Genomic DNA, 26,773 nt, shown 5'->3' on the forward strand with positions numbered 1-26,773 from the left:
CTTGGGCAAAAATCGGCCCAAAAACCGCATGCGCCGGCAGGATCATGCCCGCGCTGCGCATCAATGCGCCACCCCCGCGGCGACGCTTTCGTCGATGAAGCGGCCCTCGGCGAAACGGTTCAGCCCGAAATCGGCGGCCAGCGGGCCGGGCCGGCCCTTGGCCAGCAACTCTGCCATCGCCCAGCCCGAGCCGGGGATGGCCTTGAAGCCGCCGGTGCCCCAGCCGCAGTTGACGAAGATGTTGCCGACCGGCGTGGTGGACAGGATCGGCGAGCGGTCGCCGGTCATGTCCACGATCCCGCCCCATTGCCGCAGCATCTTGAGCCGCGACAGCATCGGGAAGGTCTCGATCAGCGCGCGCACGGTTTCTTCGACATGGTGCCAGGAGCCGCGCTGGGTGTAGTTGTTGAAACCGTCGGTGCCGCCGCCGATCACCATCTCGCCCTTGTCGGATTGCGACAGATAGCCGTGGACGGTGTTGGCCATGATGACCAGGTCGCAGCAGGGCTTGATCGGCTCGGAAACCAGCGCCTGGAGCGCCAGCGATTCGATGGGCAGGCGGAAGCCGGCCATCTCGGCCAGGACCGAGCTGTGGCCGGCGGCGATCAGCGCCAGCTTGTCGCATTCGATCCGGCCCTTGCCGGTGTTCACCGCGCGGACCTGGCCGTTCGCGGTCTCGATGCCGGTCACTTCGCAGTTCTGGATGATGTGCATGCCCATGGCCGAGCAGGCGCGGGCATAGCCCCAGGCCACGGCGTCGTGGCGGGCGGTGCCGCCGCGCTCCTGGTAAAGCCCGCCCAGGACCGGATAGCGCGGCCCGTCGATATTGATGATCGGCAGCATGTCCTTGATGCGCTTCGGGCTGACCCATTCGGTCGCCACGCCCTGTAGCTGGTTGGCATAGACGGTGCGCTTGTAGCCGCGCACCTCATGCTCGGTCTGCGCCAGCATCAGAAGGCCGCGCGGGCTGAACATGATGTTGTAGTTCAGATCCTGCGACAGGTTCTCGTAGAGTTTCAGTGCCTTGTCATAGATCGCCGCCGACGGATCCTGCAGGTAATTCGAGCGGATGATGGTGGTGTTGCGGCCGGTATTGCCGCCGCCGAGCCAGCCTTTCTCGATCACCGCGACATCGGTGATGCCGAAATTCTTGCCCAGGTAATAGGCGGTGGCAAGGCCATGGCCGCCGGCACCGACGATGACGACCTGGTATTTCTTCTTCGGCTCGGGACTGGCCCAGGCGCGTTTCCAGCCGGTATGCAGCCGCATCGCCTCGCGCGCGATGGCAAAGACCGAATAGCGGCCGGTGCTGGAACTTACAGATGCGGGCATGGGGAACCTCTTGCGACTCGACCCGTGCAGAGTGAAGCGGGGGCGGTTTTCGGGCAAGCCGGGTTGCGACGGGGCGATTGTCGAATTGCGTCACGGCCCGGCGCAGATGTCCCGCGGCCCGCTTCGCGATTTGTCGCAGGGCTTTGACTTTCTCGGCCGGCGGAAAACCGCTATCACCGGACCAGCCAAAGAGAGGAAGCCGATGTTCTGGATCATCTGCGCCGCGCTGGCAGGGGTGGTGGCCTTGGCCATCGCCGCGCCGCTTCTGCGCCGGCAGGGCGAGGCGGCCGAGCCCGCCGCCGCCTATGACCTGCGAATCTATCGCGACCAGCTGCGCGAGGTCGAGCGCGATCTGGAACGCGGCGTGATCGACGCGGCGGATGCCGAGCGGCTGCGGGTCGAGATCGGCCGCAAGGTGCTGGCCGCCGACCGCGCGCTGGAACGCGCCGGCAGCACCCGGCGCAGCGCCGGCGGCTGGGCGGCGCTGGCGCTCTTGGCCGCGCTGCTGGGCGGGGCCTTCCTGACCTATCAGCGCCTGGGCCAGCCCGACAGCCCCGACGCCCCCATCGCGCAGCGCATCGCCCAGGCGCAGGCGCTTTACGACAGCCGCCCCAGCCAGGCCGATGCCGAGGCGCAGGCCCCCAGGCCCGCCCGCCCCGAGCCCGATGCCGAATATGTCGCCCTGATCGAGCGGCTGCGCGAGGCGGTGCAGAAGAACCCCAACGATCCGCGCGGCCTGGAGCTGCTGGCCGAGCACGAGGAACGGCTGGGCAACCTGGTCGCGGCCAAGGACGCGCAGCGCCGGCTGGTCGCGCTGCGCGGCGACAAGGCCAGCGCCGAGGATCTGGCGCGGCTGGCCGGGCTGACGATCGAGGCGGCGGGCGGCATCATCACCCGCGACGGCGAGGAGGCGGTGGCCCAGGCGCTGGCGCGGGACGCCCGCAATCCGCAGGCGCGCTTCATGGCGGGGCTGCTGCACCTGCAGAACGGCCGGCCCGACCAGGCCTTCCCGGTCTGGGCCCGGCTGCTGGCCGAGGGCCCCGAGAACGCGCCCTGGATCGCGCCGATCCGCGGCTCGATCCAGGATCTGGCCTGGTTTGCCGGCCACCCGGACTATACCCCGCCCGAACCCGCCGCCGTTGGCACGCCGGGCATGCCCAGCCTGCCCGCCATGCCCGGCCCGGATGCCGACGCCATGGCCGCGGCCGAGGAGATGACCGCCGAAGAGCGTCAGCAGATGGTCGAGGGCATGGTCAAGGGGCTGGAGACCCGGCTGGCCACCCAGGGCGGCACGCCCGAGGAATGGGCGCGGCTGATCTCGTCCCTGCCGGTGATCGGGCAAAAGGACCATGCCGCCGACATCCTGGCCGAGGCGCGCAGGCAATTCGCCGGCAATGCGCAGGCGCTGGAGGTCATCGAGGCGGCGGCGAAACAGGCCAGCCTGGAATGATCTGCGAGGATATCGAAAGCTTTGCCGAAGCCCTGCCCCGCACCGGCGCCGTGGCCGGGCTAGACCTGGGCACCAAGACCATCGGCGTCGCGGTCAGCGACGGGCTGCGCGGCGTCGCCTCGCCGCTGACGGTGATCCGGCGCACGAAATTCACCGCCGATGCGCAGGCGCTGCTGCAGATGGCGGCCGAGCGGGCGCTGGTCGGGCTGGTGCTGGGCCTGCCGCGCAACATGGACGGCAGCGAGGGGCCGCGGGCGCAATCGACCCGCGCCTTTGCCCGCAACCTGGAACGGCTGACGCCGCTGCCGATCACCTTCTGGGACGAGCGGCTGTCGACCGTCGCCGCCGAACGGGCGCTGCTGGAGGGCGACACCTCGCGCAAGCGCCGCGCCGAGGTCATCGACCAGGTCGCGGCCGGCTATATCCTGCAAGGCGCGCTGGACCGGCTGCGCTTTCTGGGGGCCGGCGGATGAAGCCCTCGACCCCCTGCATCGACATCTGCCAGATCGACCCGGCAAGCCGGCTTTGCACCGGCTGCCTGCGCAGCATCGACGAGATCACCCGCTGGGGCCGGATGACCGAGGCCGAGCGGCTGGCCATCATGGCCGCGCTGCCCGCGCGCCGGCCGGCGGATTAGCGCGTCACCACCCGCACCTCGCGGATCGCGGCCTTGAGCCGCACCCGGGTTTCCACCGGCTCGCGCGCCACCGCATCCAGAATCGCCCGCATGTCGCCCCTGAGCCCGTGCAACTGGTCGACCAGCGACAGCACCAGGGCCAATGCCTCCTCGTCGAGGTGATAGCCCTCGGCCAGGTCGACGACCAGGTTCAGCCGGGCCAGGTCGATCTCGCGAAACAGCGGCCCCTGTTCGGATTGCACCGGCACGACCACGCCGGCACGGATATAGCGGTCCAGCTGCTCGGGCGTCAGATCGCCGACCGCCTCCAGCGTCTCGGTCAGGGTGTAATGGCGCTGGGTCATCTTCCCCTCCTCGGATCATAGGCATGGTTTTGGCGCCAGTTCTCCACGAAGCGCGCCAATTCATCATCGACTCTGGGCGGCATGACGATCTTCAGCACCACATGCTGGTCGCCGCGCCGCCCGTCCGCGCCCTTGATGCCGCGGCCCTTCAGCCGCAGCTTCTGGCCGGAACTGGCACCGCGCGGAATGGTCAGCATCACCGGGCCGTCGATGGTCGGCGCCTCGACCTTGCCGCCCAGCACGGCCTCGTCGATGGTGATGGGCAGCGTGGTCTCGATATCGTTGCCGTCGCGTTTCCAGTCGGGATCCTCGGCCACGATCAGGGTCAAAAGCGCATCGCCCGGCTCGCCATTGCCCATGCCGGGGCCGCCCTTGCCGCGCAGCCGGATCACCTGGCCGTCATGCGCGCCCTCGGGGATCCTGACCTCCAGCACGGCCCCGTCGGGCATGGTGATCCGGGTCGAGCCGCCGCGCGCCGCGGTCATGAAGTCGATCTCCAGCGTGAATCGCTGGTCTGGGCCGCGCATGTCGAAGCTGCGCGCGCCGCCGCGCCGCCCGCCGCCGGCACGACCACCGAACAGGTCCGAAAACACATCCGACAGATCGTCGAAACCATGCGGCTGGCGATAGGGGTTGTCGCCCTGCTCGGCATATTCGCGATAGTAATGCCGCTGCGGCCGCTCCTGCCCCTGGGCGTCGATCTCGCCGCGGTCGAAACGGGCACGCTGCTCGGGATCCTTCAGCAGGTCATAGGCGGTCGAGGCGGCCTTGAAACGCTCATGCGCGGCGGGGTCGGGATTGAGGTCCGGGTGGTCGGTCTTGGCGATCCGGCGATAGGCCCGCTTGATGTCGTCCTGGCTGGCATTCTTGCCCAGCCCCAGCGCCTTGTATGGATCGTCGGCCATGGCCGCGGCTTCCTTTCTTCACCTGTCGTCACGGGAACGCGGGGCGCGTTCCTCGGGTTTCATGCCCGTTCCGGCCCGGCCGCGGGACCGAGAAACTGCCGCCCGGCAGGAAGCCCGCCCCCAGCGGCAGCGCGGCCGCCCCCAGCGTGCGGGCCCGGCGGCCCAGGGTTCCGGCGCGCACCTCGGGCAGGGTGACGCCGTGATGGCGCATCCCGGCCAGGCCGGCCGCGGTCGCCTGCACCAGCCCGGCCCGCAGCGCGGCCGGCATGGCACCGTCGATCACCACCAGCGGCAGGTCCAGCACGGCCACCGCCCCCAGCGCCGCATGGGACAGTACCCGCGCCGATTCGTCCAGCCATTCCCGCACGATACCGGGCGGCAGATCCCAGGCCGCATCCTCAAGCGGCAGATCGTCCCCCAAGGCCCTTTCCAGCACCGAGATCGAAGCCACGTCCAGCACCTGCCGGCCACCCGGCACCGGACAGGAGCCCATGGCACCCGCATTGCGCGACGGCCCCAGCCGCAGCCGCCCGTCCAGCACCACGCCGCCGCCGGCGAAATGCGCGACATAGAAATACAGGAAATCCTGCGGCAATTCCTCGGTGCCGAACATCATCTCGGCCCCGCAGGCGCAGGAGCCGTCATTCTCCAGCCAGACCGGCAGGTCCAGCGCCTCGGCCAGTTCGGCGCGCAGGTCGCGGCCGCGCCAGGGCTGCATCTCCTCGGCCCAGTCCCACAGGTAGAAAGGGCTGGCAATGCCCATGCCCGCCAGACGCGCATGTTGCGCCTCGGTCAGGCCCGAGAGGATCTCGGCCACGCCGGCGATGGCAAAATCGCGAATCGCGTCGGGCTGCGGATAGGCATGGGGCAGCACCCGGATCTGCCGGATCGCGCCGGCGAAATCGACCAGCACCAGCTCGGCCACCCGGCGCCCGACCTTGAGGCCCAGAAACAGCGCCCCGTCCGGCGCCAAGGCCAAGGGCAGCAACGGCTGGCCCACCTTGCCGCGCCGCCGCTCACCCCCAGCGTCCAGCAGGCCGGCGGCGATCAGCTCGCGCGTGATGTTGGTGACGGCCTGCGCGGACAGGCCCGTGGCCTGGGCCAGCGCGGCGCGCGGCATCGGCCCGTTGCGGCGAATCAGCCACAGGATCAGCCGCTCGTTCTGGCTGCGGACCCCCTGCGGCGTCGCCCCCGGATTGGTGTTCGGCATGGTCGCTTCCTCCCTCTCCCCTATTAAATCAACGAAATTGATTTATTGACAAGCCCCCGTTTCTTCGGCAGCCTTTTGGAAGGAGGCGGCGGTCAGACCCGCCCAGAGGAGGAAGGACATCATGACCAAGACCAAACTGCTGCGCGCTGCGCTGGCGGGCTCGACCCTGACCCTGATCGCCGGCATGGCGCAGGCGGACAGCGCCTGTCTGATCACCAAGACCGACACCAATCCCTTCTTCGTGAAGATGAAGGAAGGCGCCCAGGCCAAGGCCAGCGAACTGGGGATCGAGCTGAAATCCTATGCCGGCCGCATCGACGGCGACCATGAAAGCCAGGTCTCGGCCATCGAGGCCTGCATCGCCGACGGCGCCAAGGGCATCCTGATCACCGCCTCGGACACCAAGGCCATCGTCGATTCCGTGCAGGCGGCGCGGGATGCCGGGCTGCTGGTGATCGCGCTGGACACGCCGCTGGACCCGGTCGACGCGGCGGATGCGACCTTCGCCACCGACAATTTCAAGGCCGGCGAACTGATCGGCCAATGGGCCAGGGCCACCATGGGCGATGCGGCGGCCGAGGCCAGGATCGCGCTTCTGGACCTGGCGATCTCGCAGCCCTCGGTCGACGTGCTGCGCGACCAGGGCTTCCTGCAAGGCTTCGGCGTCGAGCTGGGCGACCCCGAGAAATGGGGCGACGAGACCGATCCGCGCATCGTCGGCCACGAGGTCACCTCGGGCAACGAGGAAGGCGGGCTGAAGGCGATGGAGACGCTGCTGGCCAAGGATTCCGACATCAACCTAGTCTATACCATCAACGAACCCGCCGCCGCCGGCGCCTATGAGGCACTGAAGGCCGTCGGGCGCGAGAACGACGTGCTGATCGTCTCGGTCGATGGCGGCTGCCCCGGCGTGCAGAACGTCGCGGAGGGCGTGATCGGCGCCACCTCGCAGCAATATCCGCTGGACATGGCGGCGCGCGGCATCGAGGCCATCGCCGCCTTCGCCAAGGACGGCACCAAGCCCGCGCCGACCGAGGGCAAGGATTTCGTCGATACCGGCGTGCAGCTGGTCACCGACAAGCCGGCCGAGGGCGTCGAATCCATCGACTCGGCCCGCGGCGCCGAGCTTTGCTGGGGCTGAGGCCCGACTGAACAGCAGGGCGGGATCGTCCCGCCCTGACCACAAGCAGCGGCGCCCTGCACGGCGTCTTGCAAGGGGGAGACCGTCCATGTCATCCGACACCAAGACGGCCACCAGCTACGAGGAAGGCCTGCAAGGCGCCTCGGACAAGGTTGCCGAGTTCCACGAACAGAAAACCGCCCTGAAGCGCCTGCAGCACTGGCTGCACATGACGCCTTCGGCGGTGCCGATGATCGTCCTGGTCGCGGCGATCATCGTCTTCGGGCTGCTGTCGCCGAACTTCTTCAAGGCGGTGACACTGTCCACCATCCTGCAGCAGATCGCCATCGTCGGCATCCTGGGCTGCGCGCAGTCGCTGGTGGTGCTGACGGCGGGGATCGACCTTTCGGTCGGGGCCATCGCGGTGTTCTCCTCGGTGCTGATGGGGCAGTTCACCTTTCGCTATGGCATCCCGGCGCCGCTGGCCATCGCGCTGGGGCTGGCGGCGGGCACGGCCATGGGTTTTGCCAACGGCTGGCTGGTCGCGCGCATCAAGCTGCCGCCCTTCATCGTGACGCTGGGCACCTGGCAGATCATCCTGGCGGCGAACTACATCTATTCCGCAAACGAGACCATCCGCTCCTCGGCCATCGCCGCCGAGGCGCCGGCGCTGCAATTCTGGGGCTATTCCATCCAGCCCGGCGGGGTGAAGATCCTCTATGCCGTCTTCCTGATGGTGGCGCTGGTCGCGATCCTGGCCTACGTCCTGCGCCATACTGCCTGGGGCCGGCATGTCTATGCCGTCGGCGACGACCCGGAGGCGGCGGAGCTGGCCGGGGTGCGCACCAGGCGGGTGCTGATCCAGGTCTATGCGCTGGCGGGCCTGTTCTGCGCCATCGCGGGCTGGGTGATGATCGGCCGCTTCGGCTCGGTCTCGCCCTCGGCCTCGACCGGGCAACTGGGCAACATCCAGTCCATCACCGCGGTGGTGATCGGCGGGATCAGCCTGTTCGGCGGCCGCGGCTCGATCGTCGGCATGTTCTTCGGCGCGCTGATCGTCGGCGTGTTCGAGATGGGGCTGAAGATGGTCGGCACCGATCCGCAATGGACCTTCTTCCTCATCGGCCTGCTCATCATCCTCGCCGTGGCGGTGGATCAATGGATCAGAAAGGCATCGGCATGAACGCGAACACTTCCGCAGAACCGCTTCTGAAAGCCCGCGGCCTGGTCAAGCGCTATGGTAAGGTGACGGCGCTGGACCATTGCGACTTCGACCTGATGCCGGGCGAGATCCTGGCGGTCATCGGCGACAACGGCGCCGGCAAGTCTTCGCTGATCAAGGCGCTGTCCGGGGCGGTCCAGCCCGACGAGGGCGAAATCACGCTGGAGGGCAGGCCGGTGCGCTTTGCCAGCCCGCTGGATGCGCGCGGCCATGGCATCGAATGCGTCTATCAGACGCTGGCCATGTCCCCTGCCCTCTCCATCGCCGACAACATGTTCATGGGCCGCGAATTGCGCAAACCCGGCATCATGGGCCAGTGGTTCCGCAAACTCGACCGCCCGGCGATGGAGAAATTCGCCCGCGAGAAGCTGACCGAGCTTGGGCTGATGACGATCCAGAACATCAACCAGGCGGTGGAGACGCTGTCGGGCGGCCAGCGCCAGGGCGTGGCGGTGGCGCGGGCGGCCGCCTTCGGCTCCAAGGTGGTGATCCTGGACGAACCGACGGCGGCACTTGGCGTCAAGGAAAGCCGCCGCGTGCTGGAGTTGATCCGCGACGTGCGCTCGCGCGGGATCCCGATCATCCTGATCAGCCACAACATGCCGCATGTCTTCGAGGTGGCCGACCGCATCCATATCCACCGGCTGGGCCGGCGGCTGTGCGTGATCCGGCCGGACGATTATTCCATGTCGGACGCGGTGGCCTTCATGACCGGGGCGAAGGTGCCGGACGAGGTGGCGACGGCGGCCTGAACGGCACGGCTGCGGGGGGCTTTGCCCCCCGTCCTTCGGACTCCCCCCAGGATATTTTTGCATGGAAGAAATACTGGATCTTGTGGCGCGGCTGGGCCCGGGACGGCGCATCGTGGCCATCGTCGGGGCGCCCGGATCGGGAAAATCCACCCTGGCCGCGCAGCTGGTGGCCGGGCTTGCGGATGCGGTCCTGGTGCCGATGGACGGGTTCCACCTGGACAACCGCCTGCTGGAGGCGGGCGGGCTGCGCGGCTGCAAGGGCGCGCCCGAGACCTTCGACGCGGCGGGGTTCGTCGCGCTGGTGCGGCGGCTCAAGGCCGGGGGCGAGGTGATCCATCCGGTCTTCGACCGGGGCCTGGACCTGGCCATCGCCGGCGCCGGCCGGGTCGGAGCGGATGATCGGCTGGTGGTGGTCGAGGGCAATTACCTGCTGCTGGACCGCGCGCCCTGGCGCGAACTGGCCGGGCTTTGGGATCTGTCGGTCATGCTGGACGTGTCGATGCCGGAGCTGCGCCGCCGCCTGACGGCGCGCTGGCAGGGACTGGGGCGTTCCCCCGCCGAAGTGACGGCGCATCTGGAGAACGACCTCGGCAATGCCGACCTGGTACTGCGCGAATCGCTGCCCGCCGACCTGCTGGTCCGGCCGGCGGCTATGTCTTCGGCCGGAACGCCTTGATGCGGGCAGGATCGGTTTCGACATAAGCCGCGCCGATCAGGTCGAGACAATAGGGTACCGCCGCAAAGACCGCATCGAGGCAGGTGGCAATGGCCGAGGGCTTGCCCGGCAGGGTGATCATCAGCGTGGCGCCGCGGATGCCCGCGGTCTGGCGCGACAGGATGGCGGTCGGCACCTCGCGCAGGCTGGCGCGGCGCATTTCCTCGCCAAAGCCGGGCAGTTCCTTTTCAATCACCTCGGCCATGGCCTCGGGCGTCTGGTCGCGCGGCGCCGGGCCGGTGCCGCCGGTAATCAGGATCAGGTCGGCGCCCTGTTCGTCAGACAGGTCGCGCAGGCAATCCGCGACGATCTCGCGCCCGTCGGGAATGATGCGGCGGGTGATGTCCATGGGCGAGGTGATGGCGGCGCGCAGCCAGGCCTCGGCCCCCGGACCGCCCTTGTCCTCGTACTCGCCGCTGGCGGCACGGTCCGAGACGGTGACGATGGCGATATGGGCGGGACGGGACATGGCGGGCCTCATGAAAAAGGCCGCGGGGGCTGCCCGCGGCCGGTGGGTCTACTTGAACCTGGCGTTGCGATTGGCCACCAGCTTCAGCCGCAGCGCGTTGAGCCGGATGAAGCCCGCCGCGTCCTTCTGGTCATAGGCGCCGGCATCGTCCTCGAAGGTGACGTGCTTTTCGCTGTAGAGCGAATGGTCCGACCAGCGGCCGACCGTGTGGACGCTGCCCTTGTAGAGCTTCAGCCGCACGGTACCGGTCACATGTTCCTGGCTCTTGTCGATCAGCGCCTGCAGCATCTCGCGCTCGGGGCTGAACCAGAAGCCGTTGTAGATCAGCTCGGCATAGCGCGGCATGATCGAATCCTTGAGGTGCCCGGCGCCGCTGTCCAGCGTGATCTGCTCGATGCCGCGATGCGCTTCCAGCAGGATGGTGCCGCCGGGAGTCTCGTAGATGCCGCGCGACTTCATGCCGACAAAGCGGTTTTCCACGAAGTCGAGCCGGCCGATACCATGCCTGCGGCCGTATTCGTTCAGCGCCGTCAGGATGGTGGCAGGCGACAGCGCCTCGCCGTTGATCGACACCGCATCGCCACGCTCGAAGCCGATCTCGACATATTCGGGCTGGTCGGGCGCGTCCTCGGGGCTGACGGTGCGCTGGTAGACGTAATCGGGTGCTTCCTCGGCGGGATTTTCCAGCGCCTTGCCCTCGCTGCTGGTGTGCAGCAGGTTGGCATCGACCGAGAAGGGCGCCTCGCCGCGCTTGTCCTTGGCGATCGGGATCTGGTGTTCTTCGGCGAATTCGATCAGCCGGGTGCGCGAGGTCAGATCCCATTCCCGCCAGGGCGCGATCACCTTGATCGAGGGATCGAGCGCATAGGCCGACAGTTCGAACCGGACCTGGTCATTGCCCTTGCCGGTGGCGCCATGGGCCACGGCATCGGCGCCGTGGCGATGCGCGATGTCCACCAGGTGCTTGGAGATCAGCGGCCGGGCGATCGAGGTGCCCAGCAGGTAAAGCCCCTCGTAGACCGCATTGGCGCGGAACATCGGGAAGACGAAGTCGCGCACGAACTCCTCGCGCACGTCGACGATATGAATGTTTTCCGGCTTGATGCCCAGCAGTTCGGCCTTCTGGCGCGCCGGTTCGAGTTCCTCGCCCTGGCCCAGGTCGGCGGTGAAGGTGATGACCTCGCAGCCATATTCGGTCTGCAGCCATTTCAGGATGATCGAGGTGTCGAGCCCGCCCGAATAGGCAAGGACGACTTTCTTCGGCGCGTCGGACATGCGATATGGCCCCCGTTTTTTGAGTTGATGTTGCAATAGGATGTTTTCCGATGACCGACAAGAGCGGGGCGCCGCCCAGGCGCAGACAGGGCTTTTCCGGCAAACCGGGTGGATTTCGGCGGGGGGCCCGGTGCAGCGCCATCCTGTGCCGGCGCAGGCTGCGGCAGTGGCGCGATGCCTTCATGGACCAGGCGGGCGCGCTGTTGCGGCGTGTCTTTCGCGACTGCTGGTGGCTCAGCGCGATCATCGCCGCGCTCCTCTTCCTGCCGCCGCTGCTGGTCGAACCGCTGCCCGGCTGGCATGACCCCGTCGCCCTTGCCGTGCTGACATTGGCCTTCGGCATCGCGGTGCTGGGCTGGGCCATCGCGATCATGGGCAGCTTGCAAGGATGGCCTGGCCTCAGGCTTGGCCTGGCCCTCGCCATTCCCCTGGGCATGGCCGTGCTTGCCCGCATGAAGGCGCGCAGCATCCTGGCACAAAGCTTCGGCGTTGCGCCCGATACCTTTCCGATGACCCTGGACGTACTGAGGAAGGTCTGAAAAACCTCGCGCCTCGCGCGCCTTGAGGTAGACTGGGCGGGACATCAGAGGATGCGCCCCGATGCCCAAGCAGCCTGCCTTTCCCGGCCTCCGCCAATCGATGAAGAAGAAGCAGACGCGGCGGGAGAAGTTCCTCGCCGAGATGGAGGCTGTGGTGCCGTGGAGCCGCCTCCTTTCACTGATCGAGCCGCACTACCCCAAGGCTGGGCCGAAGGGCGGGCGACCCCCGATGCCGCTGGAGACGATGCTGCGGGTCTACTTCCTGCAGCAGTGGTACGCCCTGAGCGATCCGCTGGCCGAGGAGATACTGTATGACAGCGACGCCATGCGGCAGTTCGCGGGCATCGAGCTTGGCGACGATCGGATCCCCGACGAGACCACGATCCTGAACTTCCGCCACCTGCTGGAGAAGCACCGACTGACCGAGCAGCTGTTCGCCGAGGTGAACAGCCATTTGGCCGATCAGGGGATCACGCTGCGCTCCGGGACACTGGTGGACGCAACCATCATCGACGCGCCCTCGTCGACCAAGAACGAGGCAAAGGCCCGCGACCCCGAGATGTCATCCACGAAGAAGGGCAATACCTGGTACTTCGGCATGAAGGCGCATGTGGGCGTCGATGCTGACAGCGGCATCGTGCACAGCCTCGAGACGACGACGGCGAAGGTCCATGACAGCCAGGTCTGGGACGCGCTCCTGCACGGCGGGGAGACATCAGTCTGGGCGGACAGGGGCTATGTCAGCGCGGCGCGGGAGGCCGCGTTCTCCGGGCCGGGCAAGTTCTGGGGCGTCATGCGCAAGGCGCCAAGGGGCGGTGCGCTGCATCCCGTCGACGCGGACATCAACCGGGTCATCGCCAGGGTGCGCGCTCGGGTCGAGCATCCCTTCCGGGTAATCAAGCAGCAGTTCGGGTATCTCAAGACCCGCTACCGCGGGCTTGCAAAGAACCGTGCTCAGCTCTTCACCCTGTTCGCCCTCGGCAACCTGTTCCTCGTCCGACGAAGGCTGCTGGCATGAGGTGGAGTCTGCCCACAGGTGCCGATCCCGGCCCTTCGAACGGGCCGATACCCGGAAATCGTCGGCATACCCGGTCGACGTGCCCTCGTCAGACCGCCTCTGCCCGAAAATCCGCGAAGCCGAAGCGGTAGTTCAGACGATCCCTGACAGCGGTCACGACTTTGTGGCTGACCTTCGCGGGGGCTGGGGCGCTGCTCATGCTGCTGCAGTTGGGGTTGCTTACCCTGCAAATGCTGACGAGGCGTGGAGGCGCTGCCCTGCGGTCGATGGCCTTTGTCCTGCCGCTCAGCGCGATGATCGCGATGCCGCTTGCGTCATCGCTGACGATCATGCCCGACCTGCCCAGCCTCGTCCGGGCGCTGGATGGGCAGGAAAACTACCGATGCGATTTCCCAGCCATGCCGTCCCGGCCCCTTTCCGTCACCTTCCTTTCCGATACCCAGGTGCTTGCCTGGCTGCCCGACAGGGCACAGCCCGTCGTCCTGCCCTGCAAGATGGACGCCACCCGCTAGCCAGGGCGGCCGGGCGCCGCCGCCCAGGGCGGCAAGCCATCCCCACTTGCCAACCGCGGTTTTTCGCGCCATGCGCCGGTCATGGAAAACTTTGCCGCCTCTGTCCGCCAGGCCGGGATCGCGCTGCGCGACCTTTTCGAGCCGACGCCCTTGCAGAAGAACGATCACCTCTCGGCGAAATACGGTGCCGAGATCTGGCTGAAACGCGAAGACCTGACGCCGGTGCGCAGCTACAAGCTGCGCGGCGCCTTCAACGCCATGCGCAAGATCGGCGCCGGGCCGCAGGGGCATTTCGTCTGCGCCAGCGCCGGCAACCACGCGCAGGGCATGGCCTATGCCTGCCGGCATTTCGGCACCCGCGGCACGATCTTCATGCCGGTCACCACGCCCCGGCAAAAGATCGACAAGACCCGCATCTTCGGCAACGGCGCCATCGAGATCGTGCTGACCGGCGATTATTTCGACCAGACGCTGGCCGCGGCGCAGGATTTCGCCCGCGCGCAGGGCGCCACCTTCCTGTCGCCCTTCGACGACCCGGACATCATCGAGGGGCAGGCCACGGTCGGGCTGGAGCTGCTCGACCAGCTGGATGCCGCGCCGGATGTCGTCGTCCTGCCGGTCGGCGGCGGGGGGCTGGCCGCCGGCGTCACCCGGTTGCTGGCCGAACTGGCCCCCGGCACCCGCGCCGAGTTCGCCGAACCGGAAGGTGGCGCCAGCCTGCGCGAGGCGCTGCTGGCGGGCACCCCCGTGACCCTGCCCGCCGTGGACAATTTCGTCGATGGCGCCGCCGTGGCGCGGATCGGCGACCTGCCCTTTGCCGCGCTTCGCGGCTTCGGCGCCGAGCGCGTCCATACCGCGCCCGAAGATCGCATCTGCGCCACCATGCTCGAAATGCTGAACATCGAGGGCATCGTGCTGGAACCGGCCGGGGCGCTGGCAGTGGACGTGCTGCGCGACATTCCCGACCTGGCCGGCAAGCGGGTGGTCTGCATCTGTTCGGGCGGGAATTTCGACTTCGAGCGCCTGCCCGAGGTCAAGGAGCGCGCCCAGCGTTTCTCGGGGCTCAAACGCTATTTCATCCTGCGCATGCCGCAGCGGCCCGGCGCCCTGCGCGATTTCCTGCAATTGCTGGGCCCCGAGGACGATATCGCCCGCTTCGAATACCTGAAGAAATCGGCGCGCAACTTCGGCTCGGTCCTGATCGGCATCGAGACCACCGCCCCGGAAAACCTTGCCCGGCTGTGCGACAGGCTGGAAGCGGCGGGGATCGGCTATCGCGACATCACCCGCGATCCGGTGCTGGCGGAATTCCTGATCTGACCGGCGCTCAGGCAAGGCGCATCCGCTTGTCGGGGCGCAGCGCCGCGTCCAGCTGGCGCATCAGCGCCTGTTTCGACGCGGAATAACTGGCCAGCAGCGATTCGGCATCGACCTCGGCCGCCCGGCCCCCGGCCGCCTTGCGTTCGCCTGCATCGCAAAGATTGCCGAAATCGACAAAGCCCAGGTTCCAGGCGCATCCTTTCAGGAAATGCAGGTCGGTTTCCAGCTGCAGCACGTCCCGGCGCGACAGGCGCATGATGACACCTTCGACCTCGTCCAGAAACAGTTCCAGGATCAGCTGGAATTCGTCATCGCCGACCTCCCCGCGCAGTTCGTTGATACGGTTCCAATCCAGCATGGACAACCCTCGGAAGAATCACCCACCCTTCATAACAGCAATTTCATCTATAACGTGTTAATCGCGAAAATTGTCTGGATTAACGGAACATTCAGACCCCGTGGTCTAGACCCTGGCGCATGATGATCCTCGACCCCCAGGCCACGACGACGATACCGCACAGCATGCGGCTGGTGCTGCTTGTCGACGACAGCCGGGCACAAAGGCGGACCCTGGCGGTGCAGCTGCTCCGCGCCGGCTACCAGGTGGTCGAGGCGGCCAGCGGCGACGAGGCGATGCGCATCTGCCTGGAGCGGCGGCCCGACATCGTCATCTCGGACTGGATGATGCCGGGCCAAAGCGGGCTGGAATTTTGCCGCCGCTTTCGCGAGATGCAGTCGGACCGCTATGGCTATTTCATCCTGCTGACCTCGCGCAACGACAAGAAGGACATCGCCCAGGGGCTGCGCGCCGGCGCCGACGAATTCCTGACCAAGCCGGTCTCGGGCGCCGAACTGCTGGCGCGGCTTTCCGCCAGCGAACGCATCCTGCGCATGGAGGAAAGCCTGCGCAGCGCCAATACCCAGCTCAGCGCCACCCTGGCCCAGCTGCGCGAGACCCAGGCCGCGATCGACCGCGACCTGCGCGAGGCGCAGCGCCTCCAGCAGGGGCTGGTGCGGGAACGCCATGGCCGCTACGGCGATTTCGACCTTTCGCTGCTGATGCGCCCGGCCGGCCATATCGGCGGCGACCTGGTCGGCTTCTTTCCGATCAACGCCCGCCGCGTCGGGCTGTTCGCGCTGGACGTGGCGGGCCATGGCGTCGCCTCGGCACTGCTTTGCGCGCGGCTGGCGGCGCTGCTTTCCGGTGGGACGGACCAGAACATCGCGCTGCGCATCACCGACCTGGGCCTTTACGACGCCCGCCCGCCGACCGAGGTGCTGCGCCACCTGAACACGCTGATGATCGAGGAATTGCGTACCGAATCCTATTTCACCATGGTCTATGCCGATCTGGATTTCCTGACCGGCCAGCTGCGCCTGGTGCAGGCGGGCCACCCCCATCCGGTGCTGCAACGCGCCGACGGCCGCATCGAGCGCATCGGCGGCGGCGGCCTGCCCGTGGGGGTGTTTCCCGATGCCGCGTATGACGAGGTGCAATTGGCGCTTGGACCCGGCGACCGGCTGTTCATCAGCTCGGACGGCCTCACGGAAAGCGAGAATGCGCGCGGCGAACCCCTGGGCGAAGAAGGGCTGAATGCCATCCTGCGCACCAATGCCACGCTGCGCGGCGATGCACTGCTGGAATCGATCTGCTGGTCGGCAGCGCATTACGCCGGCGGCCGGCGCGGCGACGACATCTCGGCCGTGCTGGTCGAGCGGCAGAAGAACGGTGGCGGCCCCTGGGGCTGAGACCCGGCTCAGATCCGGCGCAACGCCGCCCGCACCAGGGCGCGCGAGCCCGGATCGGGCAACAGTTCCGCGACCTGCCGCAGGGGCACCCAATGCGCTTCATGCCCCGGCTCGGAAGGAGCGCCCAGCCGCACCACCGGGCGGGCCAGCCAGAGGGTGCAGAGCTTCTCCGCCCAGAACCCGTAATCCGGCATATGGCAAAAACGCCGATAGGCGCCGAGGCGGCGCGGATTGCCGATGCTCCAGCCGGTCTCCTCGCGCACCTCGCGATGCAGGGCGGCCAACGGCGATTCGCCGGGGTCGATGCCGCCGCCGGGCAATTGGAACTCGGGCGCCGGCGCCTGCTGGAAGGTCAGCAGCGCCGCGCCGTCGCGGATCAGCAGCCCATAGGCCCCCGGACGCAGGCGATGGGCGCGGCGCCCCGGCGGCGTTCCGAAACGCGGTATCATGCGGCCACTTCCTTTCCCCCCACGGCGCCCTGCCTGTGCCCATCCCGGCCGGGAAGGCCATGGCTGCGCCCCGCCCGCGCCTGCATGGCTTCACCGTTTCCCAAATACCCAAGCGACCGTGCCACCGGCGGCAAGCCTTGCCCGAAAGCACCCTGCCGCGCAAAGCAAAAGCCGCGCAAACCCAAGGGCTTGCGCGGCTTTTGTTCATGGTGCCCAGGAGAGGACTCGAACCTCCACGCCTTGCGGCACACGGACCTGAACCGTGCGCGTCTACCAATTCCGCCACCTGGGCAGGTCGCGTGAGCCGGGTGATTAAGCCCAGCCGCAGGGGGTGTCAACGGGGGATCGACAAAAATCTTCGCCGGCCGCAAATCTTTTTCGCGCCCCCGTTCACGCCGCCTTCGAAGCCGCCGGCCCGGCCGTGTCCGGGCCGTGCTTCATCGGCCGGCGCCGCCGGAAAACCGCGCCCCGGCCGGGTAGAGCCCTGCCCCTTCGGCCGGATCGGCGCGGCCCGGCATGCCCCCTTCGCACGGCACGGACCCGCCTGATCCTGCCGCGCTCCATGAGATCGTCCGCATGCCGCCGCCCCAGGCGGCCGCGAGCAGGCCGCAAGCCGGTGGCCGCGATCCCCGCACGCCTGGCACCAACGGCCGCGGCGGCGGTGCCGCGCCTCCCCCCGGGGCTCGGCCTGGACGATCTTTTCATCCCTCGCCCATTTGCCGCCGTTGCCCGGCCTTGAAAGGGCGCGGCCAACGCCGGGACGGGCCGGCAAGGCGGACCCGATCGTCGCAGGCCGGCGGCCACGGCTTGCCGCTGGCGGAAGGCTTGGGTATTGAACGATCAAGCACGCACGAAGGGAGCGCCGCATGTCCGCAGCCAAGCTTGTCACCATTTATGGCGGGTCTGGATTCCTCGGCCGGCAGATCGCACGGGTCATGGCCGCCCAGGGCTGGCGCATCCGCGTCGCCGTCCGCCGCCCGAACGAGGCCGGGGTGGTGCGCACCTATGGCGCCCCCGGCCAGGTCGAGCCGGTGCCCTGCAACGTGCGCGACGACCTTTCCGTGACCGCCTGCATGGCCGATGCGGATGCGGTCATCAACTGCGTCGGCATCATGGTGCGCGAGGGCAGGAACACCTTCGACGCCATCCACGAGGAGGCCGCGGGCCGCGTCGCCCTCATCGCCGCCGAAACCGGGGTCCGGCATTTCGTGCATGTCTCGGCCATCGGCGCGGATCCGGATTCGGACAGCCGCTATGCCGCCACCAAGGGCCGGGGCGAGGCGGCGGTGCTGGCGCATCGCCCCGATGCGGTGATCCTGCGGCCTTCGGTCATGTTCGGGCCGGACGACCATTTCTACAACCGCATCGCCTCGATGACGCGGCTGGGGCCGATCCTGCTGGTGCCGGGCGCGAACACCCAGATGCAGCCGGTCTATGTCGAGGACGTGGCCCGCGCCGCCGCCATGGCCGCCGCGGGACAGGCCGAGCCGGGCATCTACGAGCTTGGCGGGCCGGACGTCCTGACCATGCGCGAGGTGGCGCAGCAGGTTCTGGTTGCCACCGACCGGCGCCGCGCCATCATCGGCCTGCCGAATTGGCTGGGCCGGGTGATGGGATCGGTGCTGGACACGGTGCAGACCGTCAGCGGCGGGCTGCTGACCAACCGCATCATGACCCGCGACCAGGCCCGGCTGCTGCGCCGGCCGAACCGGGTCTCGGGACAGGTCAAGACCTTTGCCGACCTGGGCATCGAACCGACCGCCGCCCCCGCCATCATCGCGCAATACCTGTGGCGCTTCCGGCCCTCGGGGCAATATGAAGCGATCACCGCCTCGGCGAAGAACCTGCGCAACGGCTGATGGACCACAACACCCTCGTTGCCGCCGCCCTTGGTCTGCTGGAGGGGCTGACCGAGTTCATTCCCGTGTCCTCGACCGGCCATGTGCTGCTGGCCGGGCATTTCCTGGGCTTCGATTCCCCCGGCCGCGCCTTCGAGGTGCTGATCCAGCTGGGCGCGATCATGGCCATCCTGGGCGTCTATGCCGGGCGGCTGTGGCGGATCTTTTCCGGCGCACCGCATGATCCGCGCGCCAGGCGCTTCATCCTGGCGGTGGCCCTGGCCTTCCTGCCCGCGGTGGTGATCGGCGTGCTGGCGCATCGCATCATCAAGGAAGTGCTGTTCGAGACCCCGGCCCTGATCGCCGCCATGCTGATCATCGGCGGCGTGGTGCTGCTGTTCGTGGACCGGATGGCGAACCGGCCGCGGCATTTCTCGGCCGAGGATTTCCCGCTGCCCATGGCGCTGAAGATCGGCTTCATCCAGTGCCTGGCGATGATTCCCGGCGTCTCGCGCTCGGGGGCGACCATCGTCGGTGCCCTGCTTCTGGGCGCCGACAAGCGTTCTGCCGCGGAATTCAGCTTTTTCCTGTCCATGCCGACGATGCTGGGCGCTTTCGTCTATGATCTCCACAAGAACCGCGACATCCTGGACGCAGCGGCGACCGGGAACATCGTATTGGGTTTTGTCTGCGCCTTCCTGGCTGCCGTGGTCGTGGTGCGTGGGCTGCTGAACTATGTCTCGACCTATGGCTATGGCTTCTTCGCCTGGTGGCGAATCGCAGTCGGGGTCGTGGTTTTGCTGGCTTTGCAGGCAGGATGGTAAACTGTGCTGACCTATTTTTCGCGCCCGCAGCGTAAAAAAGAGGGGTTCGGACGGAAGAATCGTTAATTAGGTCAACTCTGCTGACTTTTCTTTGACGGCGGCCTGACTTATCAGGCTGGGACCACCCTCGTCATCGAAGGACGCGCAGCCATGGCCACGCAAAAGATGCTCAAATTCGTCACCATCGGGCGCGAGATGCCCGAGAAACGTGACGCGGCATCCCGCTCGGAAGATTTCCACGAGATCTATCGCGAGTTCGCCGAGGCCAAGGCCAAGGAACAGGCCAGCCGCTGCAGCCAATGCGGCGTGCCCTATTGCCAGAGCCATTGCCCGCTGCACAACAACATCCCCGACTGGCTGCGCCTGACCGCCGAGGGGCGCACGCAGGAAGCCTATCTGCGCAGCCAGGAGACCAACACCTTCCCCGAGATCTGCGGCCGCATCTGCCCGCAGGACCGGCTGTGCGAGGGCAATTGCGTCATCGAACAGTCCGGCCACGGCACCGTCACCATCGGCGCCATCGAGAAATACATCACCGACACCGCCTGGGAGCAGGGCTGGATCACGCCGATCGTGCCGATGCAGGAACGGCCGGAATCCATCGGCATCATCGGCGCGGGGCCGGGCGGGCTGGCCGCCGCCGACCGGCTGCGCCGCATGGGCTTCCAGGTCACGGTCTATGACCGCCACGACCGCGCCGGCGGGCTGATGATCTATGGCATCCCCGGCTTCAAGCTGGAAAAGCAGGTGGTCGAGCGGCGCACCGAGCAGCTGGCCCAGGGCGGCGTGGACTTCGTGCTGAACGTCAATGTCGGCGAGGACATCAGCTTCGACGCCATCCGCGGCAAGCATGACGCGGTGCTGATCGCCACCGGCGTCTACAAGACCCGCGACCTGGACATCGACAATGCCGCCGCCAAGGGCGTGGTACGGGCGCTGGACTACCTGACCGCCTCGAACCGGGTCGATCTGGGCGACGAGATCCCCGATTACGAGGATGGCGAGCTGAACGCCAAGGGCAAGCGCGTCGTGGTCATCGGCGGCGGCGACACCGCCATGGATTGCGTGCGCACCGCCATCCGCCAGGGCGCGCAATCGGTGAAATGCCTGTATCGCCGCGACCGCGCCAACATGCCCGGCAGCCAGCGCGAGGTGCAGAACGCCGAGGAGGAGGGCGTCGAGTTCGTCTGGTTGTCCGCCCCTGGCGCCTTTACCGGCCATGTCACCGGCGAGGCCATGGTCGCGCAGGAACGCGACGTGGATGATACGGGCGAAATCCCGACCATCAGCGCCGTGCGCGTGCAGAAGATGCGGCTGGGCCAGCCCGATGTCTCGGGCCGGCAGTCGCCCGAGCTGATCGAAGGCGCCGATTACGACGAGCCGGCGGAACTGGTCATCAAGGCGCTGGGTTTCGAACCCGAGGAACTGCCGCGGCTTTGGGGCGTGGACGGGCTGGAGGTGACGCGCTGGGGCACGATCAAGGCCGATTACCAGACGCACCAGACCAGTCTGCCCGGCGTCTTTGCCGTGGGCGACATCGTGCGCGGCGCCAGCCTGGTGGTCTGGGCGATCCGCGACGGCCGCGAGGCCGCGGACAGCATCGCCGGCTATCTTTCCGGCGCCGCCCGCGTCGCGGCCGAATAGGGGGCGGCAATGGCACGACAACCACGCCCCAGCCCCGCAGCCGGCGCCACGCCGACGGCGCGCGGCATGGTGCTGGCGGCAGGAGCGGCAGCCATGCTGACGCTTCCTGCCCTGCCCGCCGCGGCGGCCAATTTCACCCCGCCTTCCGGCTGCAAGCTGGAAATCACCGTGCAGAACCGCGGTTGCAGCGTCTCGCAGCATTACCGCTGCGGCTCGGATGCGCCCGGCGACCAGCGCGTGACCTATTTCACCCCCGAAGGCCCGACCTTCCAGTCGCGCATCGACCGCGAGACGCGCTGGATGGAAAGCACCGACCTGCGCAGCGGCCTGACCGATGTGCTGGAGGAGGAGGCGCAGGACCACGCCTCGTTCTCGACCCTGCTGGAGACAGGGCGGGACGATTTCGATTTCTGGACCCGCTCGAACGACGGCGAGCGGCTGCGCCATGTCGGCCATGACGAATTGACCGGCGAAACGGTGCAGATCGACGGCGTGACGCTGGAACTCACCCGGTTCGAACTGACCACCTATGGCGAATCCGGCCAGGTGCTGATCCGGCGCCATGGCCAGCAATTCATCAGCCGCGCGCAGGGGCGGTTCTATGGCGGCGTCGAGACCTCCGAGGACTGGACCGGCGCCGTGCGCCAGACCAACGACAGCCCGGTGACGTTCTCGTTTCCGGGGCAGCCCGGCTTCGGCTCGACCAAGCCGGAATATGATTGCGACCTGCAGATGGTGGGCGGCCAGGGCGCCGACATCCTGTGGCAGCTTGTGAAGGAGGCACGGACGTGAAGGACTGTGAACAGATGAGCTGGGAACAGCAGGAACAGGCCCGCCGCGACTGGATGGCGGAACATTCGCTCTACCGTGCCGAGGACGAGCATTCGTCCTGCGGCGTCGGCCTGGTCGTCAGCATCGACGGCAAGGCCAGCCGCAAGGTGGTGGAAAGCGGCATCACCGCGCTGAAGGCGATCTGGCATCGTGGCGCCGTGGACGCCGACGGCAAGACCGGCGACGGCGCCGGCATCCATGTGCAGATCCCGGTGCCCTTCTTCTACGACCAGGTGCGCCGCACCGGGCACGAGCCCGACCACGACAAGCTGATCGCCGTGGGCCAGGTCTTCCTGCCGCGCACCGATTTCGCCGCGCAGGAACGCTGCCGGACCATCGTGGAATCCGAAGTGCTGCGCATGGGCCATTACATCTATGGCTGGCGGCACGTGCCGGTGAACACCGCGGTCCTGGGCGAAAAGGCCAATGCCACCCGCCCCGAGATCGAGCAGATCCTGATCCGCTGCGACAAGGACATCGACGACGAGCAGTTCGAGCGCGAGCTTTACATCATCCGCCGCCGCATCGAGAAGGCGGCAGTGGCGGCGCAGATCGCCGGCATGTATATCTGCACGCTGTCCTGCCGCAGCATCATCTACAAGGGCATGATGCTGGCCGAACAGGTGGCCGAGTTCTATCCCGACCTCAAGGACGAGCGTTTCGAGAGCGCCTTCGCCATCTATCACCAGCGTTATTCCACCAACACCTTCCCGCAATGGTGGCTGGCGCAGCCCTTCCGCATGCTGGCCCATAACGGCGAGATCAACACGCTCAAGGGCAACTCGAACTGGATGAAGAGCCACGAGATCCGCATGGCCTCGCGGACCTTCGGCGAGATGGCCGAGGACATCAAGCCGATCATCCCCGGCGGCTCGTCCGACTCGGCGGCGCTGGACGCGGTGTTCGAGGTGCTGGTACGGTCCGGCCGCAATGCGCCGATGACCAAGACCATCCTGGTGCCGGAAGCCTGGTCCAAGGCCACCACCGACATGCCCAAGGCCTGGGCGGACATGTATGCCTATTGCAACTCGATCATGGAGCCCTGGGACGGTCCCGCCGCGCTGGCCATGACCGACGGGCGCTGGGTCTGCGGCGGGCTGGACCGCAACGGCTTGCGGCCGCTGCGCTATGTCGTGACCGGCGACAACCTGCTGATCGCCGGGTCCGAGGCCGGCATGGTCCCGGTCAACGAAACCGCCGTGCGCGAAAAGGGCGCGCTGGGGCCGGGCCAGATGATCGCCGTCGACATGGCCGAGGGCAAGCTTTACCACGACCGCGAGATCAAGGACCATCTGGCCGCCAGCCAGCCCTTCGGCGATTGGGTGGAAAAGGTGGTGCAGCCCTCGGAACTGATGGCCAAGCTGCCCGAGACCGCGCTGCACAGCGGCGAGGAGCTGCACCGCCGCCAGATCGCGGTCGGCTATACCGTCGAGCTGGTCGAGCAGATGCTGGTGCCGATGGCCGAGGACGCCAAGGAGGCGCTGGCCTCGATGGGCGACGACACGCCGCCCGCGGTGCTGTCGCGCCAGTTCCGGCCGCTGTCGCATTACTTCCGGCAGAACTTCAGCCAGGTGACGAACCCGCCCATCGACAGCTTGCGCGAAAGCCGGGTGATGAGCCTGCGCACCCGCTTCGGCAACCTCAAGAACGTGCTTGAGGAAAGCTCGACCCATGCCGAGATCACCATGCTGGAAAGCCCCTTCCTCGCCAATGGCGAGTTCGAGGAACTGACCCGCATGTTCCAGGGCCAGGCGACGCAGATCGACTGCACCTTCCCGGCCAATGGCGGCCCGGACGCCCTGGCCGAGGCCCTGGCGCGCATCCGCGCCGAGGCCGAGGATGCCGTGCGGTCCGGCAACGGCCATATCATCCTGACCGACGAGGGCATCTCGGCCAACCGCGTCGGCGTGCCGATGATCCTGGCGACCAGCGCGGTGCATAGCTGGCTGACGCGCAAGGGGCTGCGGACCTTCTGCTCGCTGAACGTGCGCGCCTCGGAATGCGTGGACCCGCATGATTTCGCGGTGCTGATCGGCTGCGGCGCGACCACGGTGAACCCCTATCTGGCGCAGGACACCCTGGCCGAGCGCATCGAGCGCGGGCTGCTGGACGGCAACCTGATCGACATCATGACCCGCTATCGCGAGGCCATCGACGCCGGGCTGCTGAAGATCATGGCCAAGATGGGGATCTCGGTCCTGTCCTCCTATCGCGGCGGGCTGAACTTCGAGGCGGTGGGGCTTTCCCGCGCCATGGTGGCGGAATACTTCCCCGGCATGCAGTCGCGCATCTCGGGCATCGGGCTGCACGGGCTGCAGGCCAAGCTGGAGGAAGCCCATGCCAAGGGCTTCCGCGCGCCGCTGGTCGACCTGCTGCCGGTGGGCGGCTTCTACAAGGCGCGTCGCTCGGGCGAAAAGCACGCCTGGGAAGCCAATACCATGCGGCTGTTGCAGCTGGCCTGCGAAAAGGCGTCCTATGATGTGTGGAAGCAGTTCACCGCCACCATGCGGGCGAACCCGCCGATCCATATCCGCGACCTGCTGGACATCAAGCCCCTGGGCAAGCCGGTGCCGCTGGAAGAGGTGGAATCGATCACCTCGATCCGCAAGCGTTTCGTGACGCCGGGCATGAGCTTGGGCGCGCTGTCGCCCGAGGCGCATATGACGCTGAACATCGCCATGAACCGCATCGGTGCGAAATCCGACAGCGGCGAGGGCGGCGAGGATCCGGCGCATAGCCACCCGCTGCCCAATGGCGACAACCCCTGCGCCAAGATCAAGCAGGTCGCCTCGGGGCGGTTCGGCGTCACCGCGGAATACCTGAACGCCTGCGAGGAACTGGAGATCAAGGTCGCCCAGGGCGCCAAGCCCGGTGAGGGCGGCCAGCTGCCCGGCATGAAGGTGACGGACCTGATCGCCCGGCTGCGGCATTCGACCAAGGGCGTGACGCTGATCTCGCCGCCGCCGCATCACGACATCTATTCGATCGAGGATCTGGCGCAGCTGATCTATGACCTGAAACAGATCAACCCGCGCGCCAAGATCACGGTGAAGCTGGTGGCAAGCTCGGGCGTCGGCACCATCGCGGCGGGCGTGGCCAAGGCCAAGGCCGACGTGATCCTGATCTCGGGGCACAATGGCGGCACCGGGGCCTCGCCGGCCACGTCCATCAAGTTCGCCGGCCTGCCCTGGGAAATGGGCCTGACCGAGGCGCATCAGGTGCTGGCAATGAACCGCCTGCGCGACCGGGTGACGCTGCGCACCGACGGCGGGCTGCGCACCGGGCGCGACATCGTCATGGCGGCGATGATGGGGGCCGAGGAATACGGCATCGGCACCGCCGCCCTGATCGCCATGGGCTGCATCATGGTGCGCCAGTGCCAGTCGAACACCTGTCCGGTGGGCGTCTGCACCCAGGACGAAAAGCTGCGGGCCATGTTCAACGGCTCGGCCGACAAGGTGGTGAACCTGATCACCTTCTACGCCACCGAGGTGCGCGAGATCCTGGCCAGCATCGGCGCGCGCAGCCTTGACGAGGTGATCGGCCGCGCCGACCTGCTGACCCAGGTCAGCCGGGGCGACAAGTCGCTGGACGACCTGGACCTGAACCCGCTGCTGATCACCGTCGATGGCTCGGAGAAAATCGTCTACGACCGCTCGAAGCCGCGCAACGCGGTGCCCGACACGCTGGACGCCGAGATCATCCGCGATGCCGGCCGCTTCTTCTCGGATGGCGAGAAGATGCAGCTGTCCTATGCGGTCAGGAACACCCAGCGGACGGTGGGCACGCGCACGTCCTCGATGATCGTGCAGACCTTCGGCATGCGCAACAAGCTGCAACCGGACCACCTGACCGTGCGGCTGACCGGCAGCGCCGGGCAGTCTCTGGGCGCCTTTGCGGCGCCGGGGCTGAAGATCGAGGTCTCGGGCGATGCCAACGACTATGTCGGCAAGGGGCTGTCGGGCGGCACCATCGTCGTGCGCCCGCCCATGGGCAGCCCGCTGAAGGCGGCCGAGAACACCATCATCGGCAATACCGTGCTTTACGGCGCCACCGACGGCTATCTGTTCGCCGCCGGCCGGGCGGGCGAACGCTTCGCGGTCCGCAATTCGGGCGCCAAGGTGGTGATCGAGGGCTGCGGCAGCAACGGCTGCGAATACATGACCGGCGGCGTCGCCGTGATCCTGGGCCGGATCGGCGCGAACTTCGGCGCCGGCATGACCGGGGGCATGGCTTATCTCTACGACCCCGAGGGCCTGGCGCGCGATTACATCAACGCCGAAACGCTGGTCCTGTGCCCGGTGACGCAGGCGCATTGGGAAGGGGAGCTCAAGGGCCTGATCGAGCGGCACTACCAGGAAACCCGCTCGCGCCGGGCCGAGGAGATCCTGCAGAACTGGGAGGACGAGAAGGCCAACTTCCTGCAAGTCTGCCCCAGGGAGATGCTGCCGCATCTGAAGCATCCCATCGCCCCGGTCGAGGATCTGGCGGCGGTGCCGGCGGAATAGGACGGATCGGGGGCCTGCGGGCCCCCTTTTCATTTGCCGCGCCAAGGACCAGACCAGCCACCGGCACGCCGACAACCCCGACAAAATGCGCATGCGCCGAAAACACTTTC

General features: G+C 67.6%; 25 protein-coding genes and 1 tRNA gene. 17 read left to right on the forward strand and 9 right to left on the reverse strand.

The features are described 5' to 3' along the window. Positions 1–60: 60 nt before the first annotated feature. Positions 61–1,332 (reverse strand): sarcosine oxidase subunit beta family protein, encoded by a 1,272-nt coding sequence (locus ACNKFW_RS09675; RefSeq protein ID WP_418024177.1) that lies wholly within the window; start codon positions 1,330–1,332, stop codon positions 61–63. A gap of 202 nt (positions 1,333–1,534) precedes the next feature. Here ACNKFW_RS09675 and ccmI point away from each other — a divergent pair, with 202 nt between their 5' ends. The 3 genes from ccmI to ACNKFW_RS09690 are packed head-to-tail and all read left to right on the forward strand — an operon-like array spanning position 1,535 to position 3,419. Further along, positions 1,535–2,782 carry a c-type cytochrome biogenesis protein CcmI gene (gene ccmI, locus ACNKFW_RS09680; RefSeq protein ID WP_418024179.1) on the forward strand — a complete coding sequence of 416 codons (1,248 nt, stop codon included), beginning with the start codon at positions 1,535–1,537 and terminating at the stop codon, positions 2,780–2,782. Next, positions 2,779–3,255: a Holliday junction resolvase RuvX gene (gene ruvX / locus ACNKFW_RS09685; protein ID WP_418024181.1), complete on the forward strand. Its 477-nt coding sequence runs from the start codon at positions 2,779–2,781 to the stop codon at positions 3,253–3,255. Before ccmI ends, ruvX begins: the two co-directional genes overlap by 4 nt. Continuing rightward, positions 3,252–3,419, forward strand: coding sequence for a DUF1289 domain-containing protein (locus tag ACNKFW_RS09690; protein WP_024842968.1), 168 nt, complete (start codon positions 3,252–3,254; stop codon positions 3,417–3,419). Before ruvX ends, ACNKFW_RS09690 begins: the two co-directional genes overlap by 4 nt. Here ACNKFW_RS09690 and ACNKFW_RS09695 read toward each other — a convergent pair. From ACNKFW_RS09695 to ACNKFW_RS09705, 3 genes are read right to left on the reverse strand one after another with little or no spacing between them, the layout of a single operon-like run. Continuing rightward, positions 3,416–3,763 carry a hypothetical protein gene (locus ACNKFW_RS09695; RefSeq protein WP_024842969.1) on the reverse strand — a complete coding sequence of 116 codons (348 nt, stop codon included), beginning with the start codon at positions 3,761–3,763 and terminating at the stop codon, positions 3,416–3,418. The two genes, ACNKFW_RS09690 and ACNKFW_RS09695, sit on opposite strands and share 4 nt — an antisense overlap. Beyond that, positions 3,760–4,668, reverse strand: coding sequence for a DnaJ C-terminal domain-containing protein (locus ACNKFW_RS09700; protein ID WP_418024183.1), 909 nt, complete (start codon positions 4,666–4,668; stop codon positions 3,760–3,762). The genes ACNKFW_RS09695 and ACNKFW_RS09700 overlap by 4 nt, the downstream gene beginning before the upstream one ends. 28 nt (positions 4,669–4,696) lie before the next feature. Then, positions 4,697–5,878, reverse strand: a complete 1,182-nt coding sequence (locus ACNKFW_RS09705; protein ID WP_418024185.1) for an ROK family transcriptional regulator — start codon at positions 5,876–5,878, stop codon at positions 4,697–4,699. Between the two features lie 121 nt (positions 5,879–5,999). Here ACNKFW_RS09705 and ACNKFW_RS09710 point away from each other — a divergent pair, with 121 nt between their 5' ends. The 4 genes from ACNKFW_RS09710 (at position 6,000) to ACNKFW_RS09725 (ending at position 9,648) form a co-directional block, all read left to right on the forward strand. Continuing rightward, on the forward strand, positions 6,000–7,019 hold the full coding sequence (locus ACNKFW_RS09710) for a sugar ABC transporter substrate-binding protein (protein WP_024842971.1): 1,020 nt from the start codon (positions 6,000–6,002) through the stop codon (positions 7,017–7,019). 88 nt (positions 7,020–7,107) lie between these two features. Further along, entirely contained in the window at positions 7,108–8,181 is a 1,074-nt protein-coding gene (locus ACNKFW_RS09715) for an ABC transporter permease (RefSeq protein ID WP_024842972.1), read from the forward strand. Next, positions 8,178–8,972, forward strand: a complete 795-nt coding sequence (locus ACNKFW_RS09720) for an ATP-binding cassette domain-containing protein (protein ID WP_028709901.1) — start codon at positions 8,178–8,180, stop codon at positions 8,970–8,972. The genes ACNKFW_RS09715 and ACNKFW_RS09720 overlap by 4 nt, the downstream gene beginning before the upstream one ends. 61 nt (positions 8,973–9,033) lie before the next feature. After that, complete coding sequence (locus ACNKFW_RS09725; RefSeq protein ID WP_024842974.1) at positions 9,034–9,648, forward strand: nucleoside triphosphate hydrolase; 615 nt, start codon at positions 9,034–9,036, stop codon at positions 9,646–9,648. Here ACNKFW_RS09725 and mog read toward each other — a convergent pair. After that, positions 9,623–10,156 carry a molybdopterin adenylyltransferase gene (mog, locus tag ACNKFW_RS09730; RefSeq protein ID WP_418024188.1) on the reverse strand — a complete coding sequence of 178 codons (534 nt, stop codon included), beginning with the start codon at positions 10,154–10,156 and terminating at the stop codon, positions 9,623–9,625. The genes ACNKFW_RS09725 and mog overlap by 26 nt on opposite strands. 48 nt (positions 10,157–10,204) lie before the next feature. Beyond that, positions 10,205–11,431 carry an argininosuccinate synthase gene (locus tag ACNKFW_RS09735; protein ID WP_024842976.1) on the reverse strand — a complete coding sequence of 409 codons (1,227 nt, stop codon included), beginning with the start codon at positions 11,429–11,431 and terminating at the stop codon, positions 10,205–10,207. Between the two features lie 182 nt (positions 11,432–11,613). Here ACNKFW_RS09735 and ACNKFW_RS09740 point away from each other — a divergent pair, with 182 nt between their 5' ends. From ACNKFW_RS09740 to ilvA, 4 genes are all read left to right on the forward strand, one after another. Then, positions 11,614–11,970, forward strand: coding sequence for a hypothetical protein (locus tag ACNKFW_RS09740; RefSeq protein ID WP_418024190.1), 357 nt, complete (start codon positions 11,614–11,616; stop codon positions 11,968–11,970). 61 nt (positions 11,971–12,031) lie between these two features. Beyond that, the gene (locus ACNKFW_RS09745) at positions 12,032–12,988 is read left to right on the forward strand and encodes an IS5 family transposase (RefSeq protein ID WP_147427392.1); all 957 of its coding nucleotides are present in this window, start codon (positions 12,032–12,034) and stop codon (positions 12,986–12,988) included. A 197-nt stretch (positions 12,989–13,185) separates the two neighbouring features. Continuing rightward, on the forward strand, positions 13,186–13,500 hold the full coding sequence (locus tag ACNKFW_RS09750; protein WP_418024192.1) for a hypothetical protein: 315 nt from the start codon (positions 13,186–13,188) through the stop codon (positions 13,498–13,500). Between the two features lie 81 nt (positions 13,501–13,581). Then, the gene (gene ilvA, locus ACNKFW_RS09755) at positions 13,582–14,820 is read left to right on the forward strand and encodes a threonine ammonia-lyase IlvA (RefSeq protein WP_418024194.1); all 1,239 of its coding nucleotides are present in this window, start codon (positions 13,582–13,584) and stop codon (positions 14,818–14,820) included. Between the two features lie 7 nt (positions 14,821–14,827). Here the strand turns inward: ilvA and ACNKFW_RS09760 are convergent, their stop codons facing one another. Next, positions 14,828–15,178, reverse strand: a complete 351-nt coding sequence (locus ACNKFW_RS09760) for an Hpt domain-containing protein (RefSeq protein WP_024842979.1) — start codon at positions 15,176–15,178, stop codon at positions 14,828–14,830. Positions 15,179–15,297: 119 nt separating this feature from the next. Here ACNKFW_RS09760 and ACNKFW_RS09765 point away from each other — a divergent pair, with 119 nt between their 5' ends. After that, the gene (locus ACNKFW_RS09765; RefSeq protein WP_418024196.1) at positions 15,298–16,569 is read left to right on the forward strand and encodes a PP2C family protein-serine/threonine phosphatase; all 1,272 of its coding nucleotides are present in this window, start codon (positions 15,298–15,300) and stop codon (positions 16,567–16,569) included. 8 nt (positions 16,570–16,577) lie between these two features. Here the strand turns inward: ACNKFW_RS09765 and ACNKFW_RS09770 are convergent, their stop codons facing one another. Both ACNKFW_RS09770 and ACNKFW_RS09775 read right to left on the reverse strand, forming a co-directional pair. After that, a complete protein-coding gene (locus ACNKFW_RS09770; RefSeq protein WP_024842981.1) occupies positions 16,578–17,018 on the reverse strand; it encodes an NUDIX domain-containing protein in 441 nt (146 codons plus the stop codon). 207 nt (positions 17,019–17,225) lie between these two features. Next, positions 17,226–17,310: transfer RNA gene (locus tag ACNKFW_RS09775), tRNA-Leu, on the reverse strand. A 574-nt stretch (positions 17,311–17,884) separates the two neighbouring features. Here ACNKFW_RS09775 and ACNKFW_RS09780 point away from each other — a divergent pair. The 5 genes from ACNKFW_RS09780 to gltB all read left to right on the forward strand — a co-directional run bounded on the left by ACNKFW_RS09780 (position 17,885) and on the right by gltB (position 26,663). Beyond that, positions 17,885–18,877, forward strand: a complete 993-nt coding sequence (locus tag ACNKFW_RS09780) for a complex I NDUFA9 subunit family protein (RefSeq protein WP_418024198.1) — start codon at positions 17,885–17,887, stop codon at positions 18,875–18,877. Continuing rightward, positions 18,874–19,680, forward strand: a complete 807-nt coding sequence (locus ACNKFW_RS09785) for an undecaprenyl-diphosphate phosphatase (protein ID WP_024842983.1) — start codon at positions 18,874–18,876, stop codon at positions 19,678–19,680. The genes ACNKFW_RS09780 and ACNKFW_RS09785 overlap by 4 nt, the downstream gene beginning before the upstream one ends. Positions 19,681–19,830: 150 nt before the next feature. Continuing rightward, the gene (locus ACNKFW_RS09790; protein ID WP_024842984.1) at positions 19,831–21,324 is read left to right on the forward strand and encodes an NAD(P)-dependent oxidoreductase; all 1,494 of its coding nucleotides are present in this window, start codon (positions 19,831–19,833) and stop codon (positions 21,322–21,324) included. Between the two features lie 9 nt (positions 21,325–21,333). Then, positions 21,334–22,116 carry a hypothetical protein gene (locus ACNKFW_RS09795; protein WP_051419469.1) on the forward strand — a complete coding sequence of 261 codons (783 nt, stop codon included), beginning with the start codon at positions 21,334–21,336 and terminating at the stop codon, positions 22,114–22,116. A 14-nt stretch (positions 22,117–22,130) separates the two neighbouring features. Beyond that, entirely contained in the window at positions 22,131–26,663 is a 4,533-nt protein-coding gene (gltB, locus tag ACNKFW_RS09800; protein WP_036747162.1) for a glutamate synthase large subunit, read from the forward strand. Positions 26,664–26,773: the final 110 nt, after the last annotated feature.

The organism is Paracoccus sp. TD-10 (assembly GCF_048270675.1).
Taxonomy (GTDB): Bacteria; Pseudomonadota; Alphaproteobacteria; order Rhodobacterales; family Rhodobacteraceae; genus Paracoccus; species Paracoccus pantotrophus.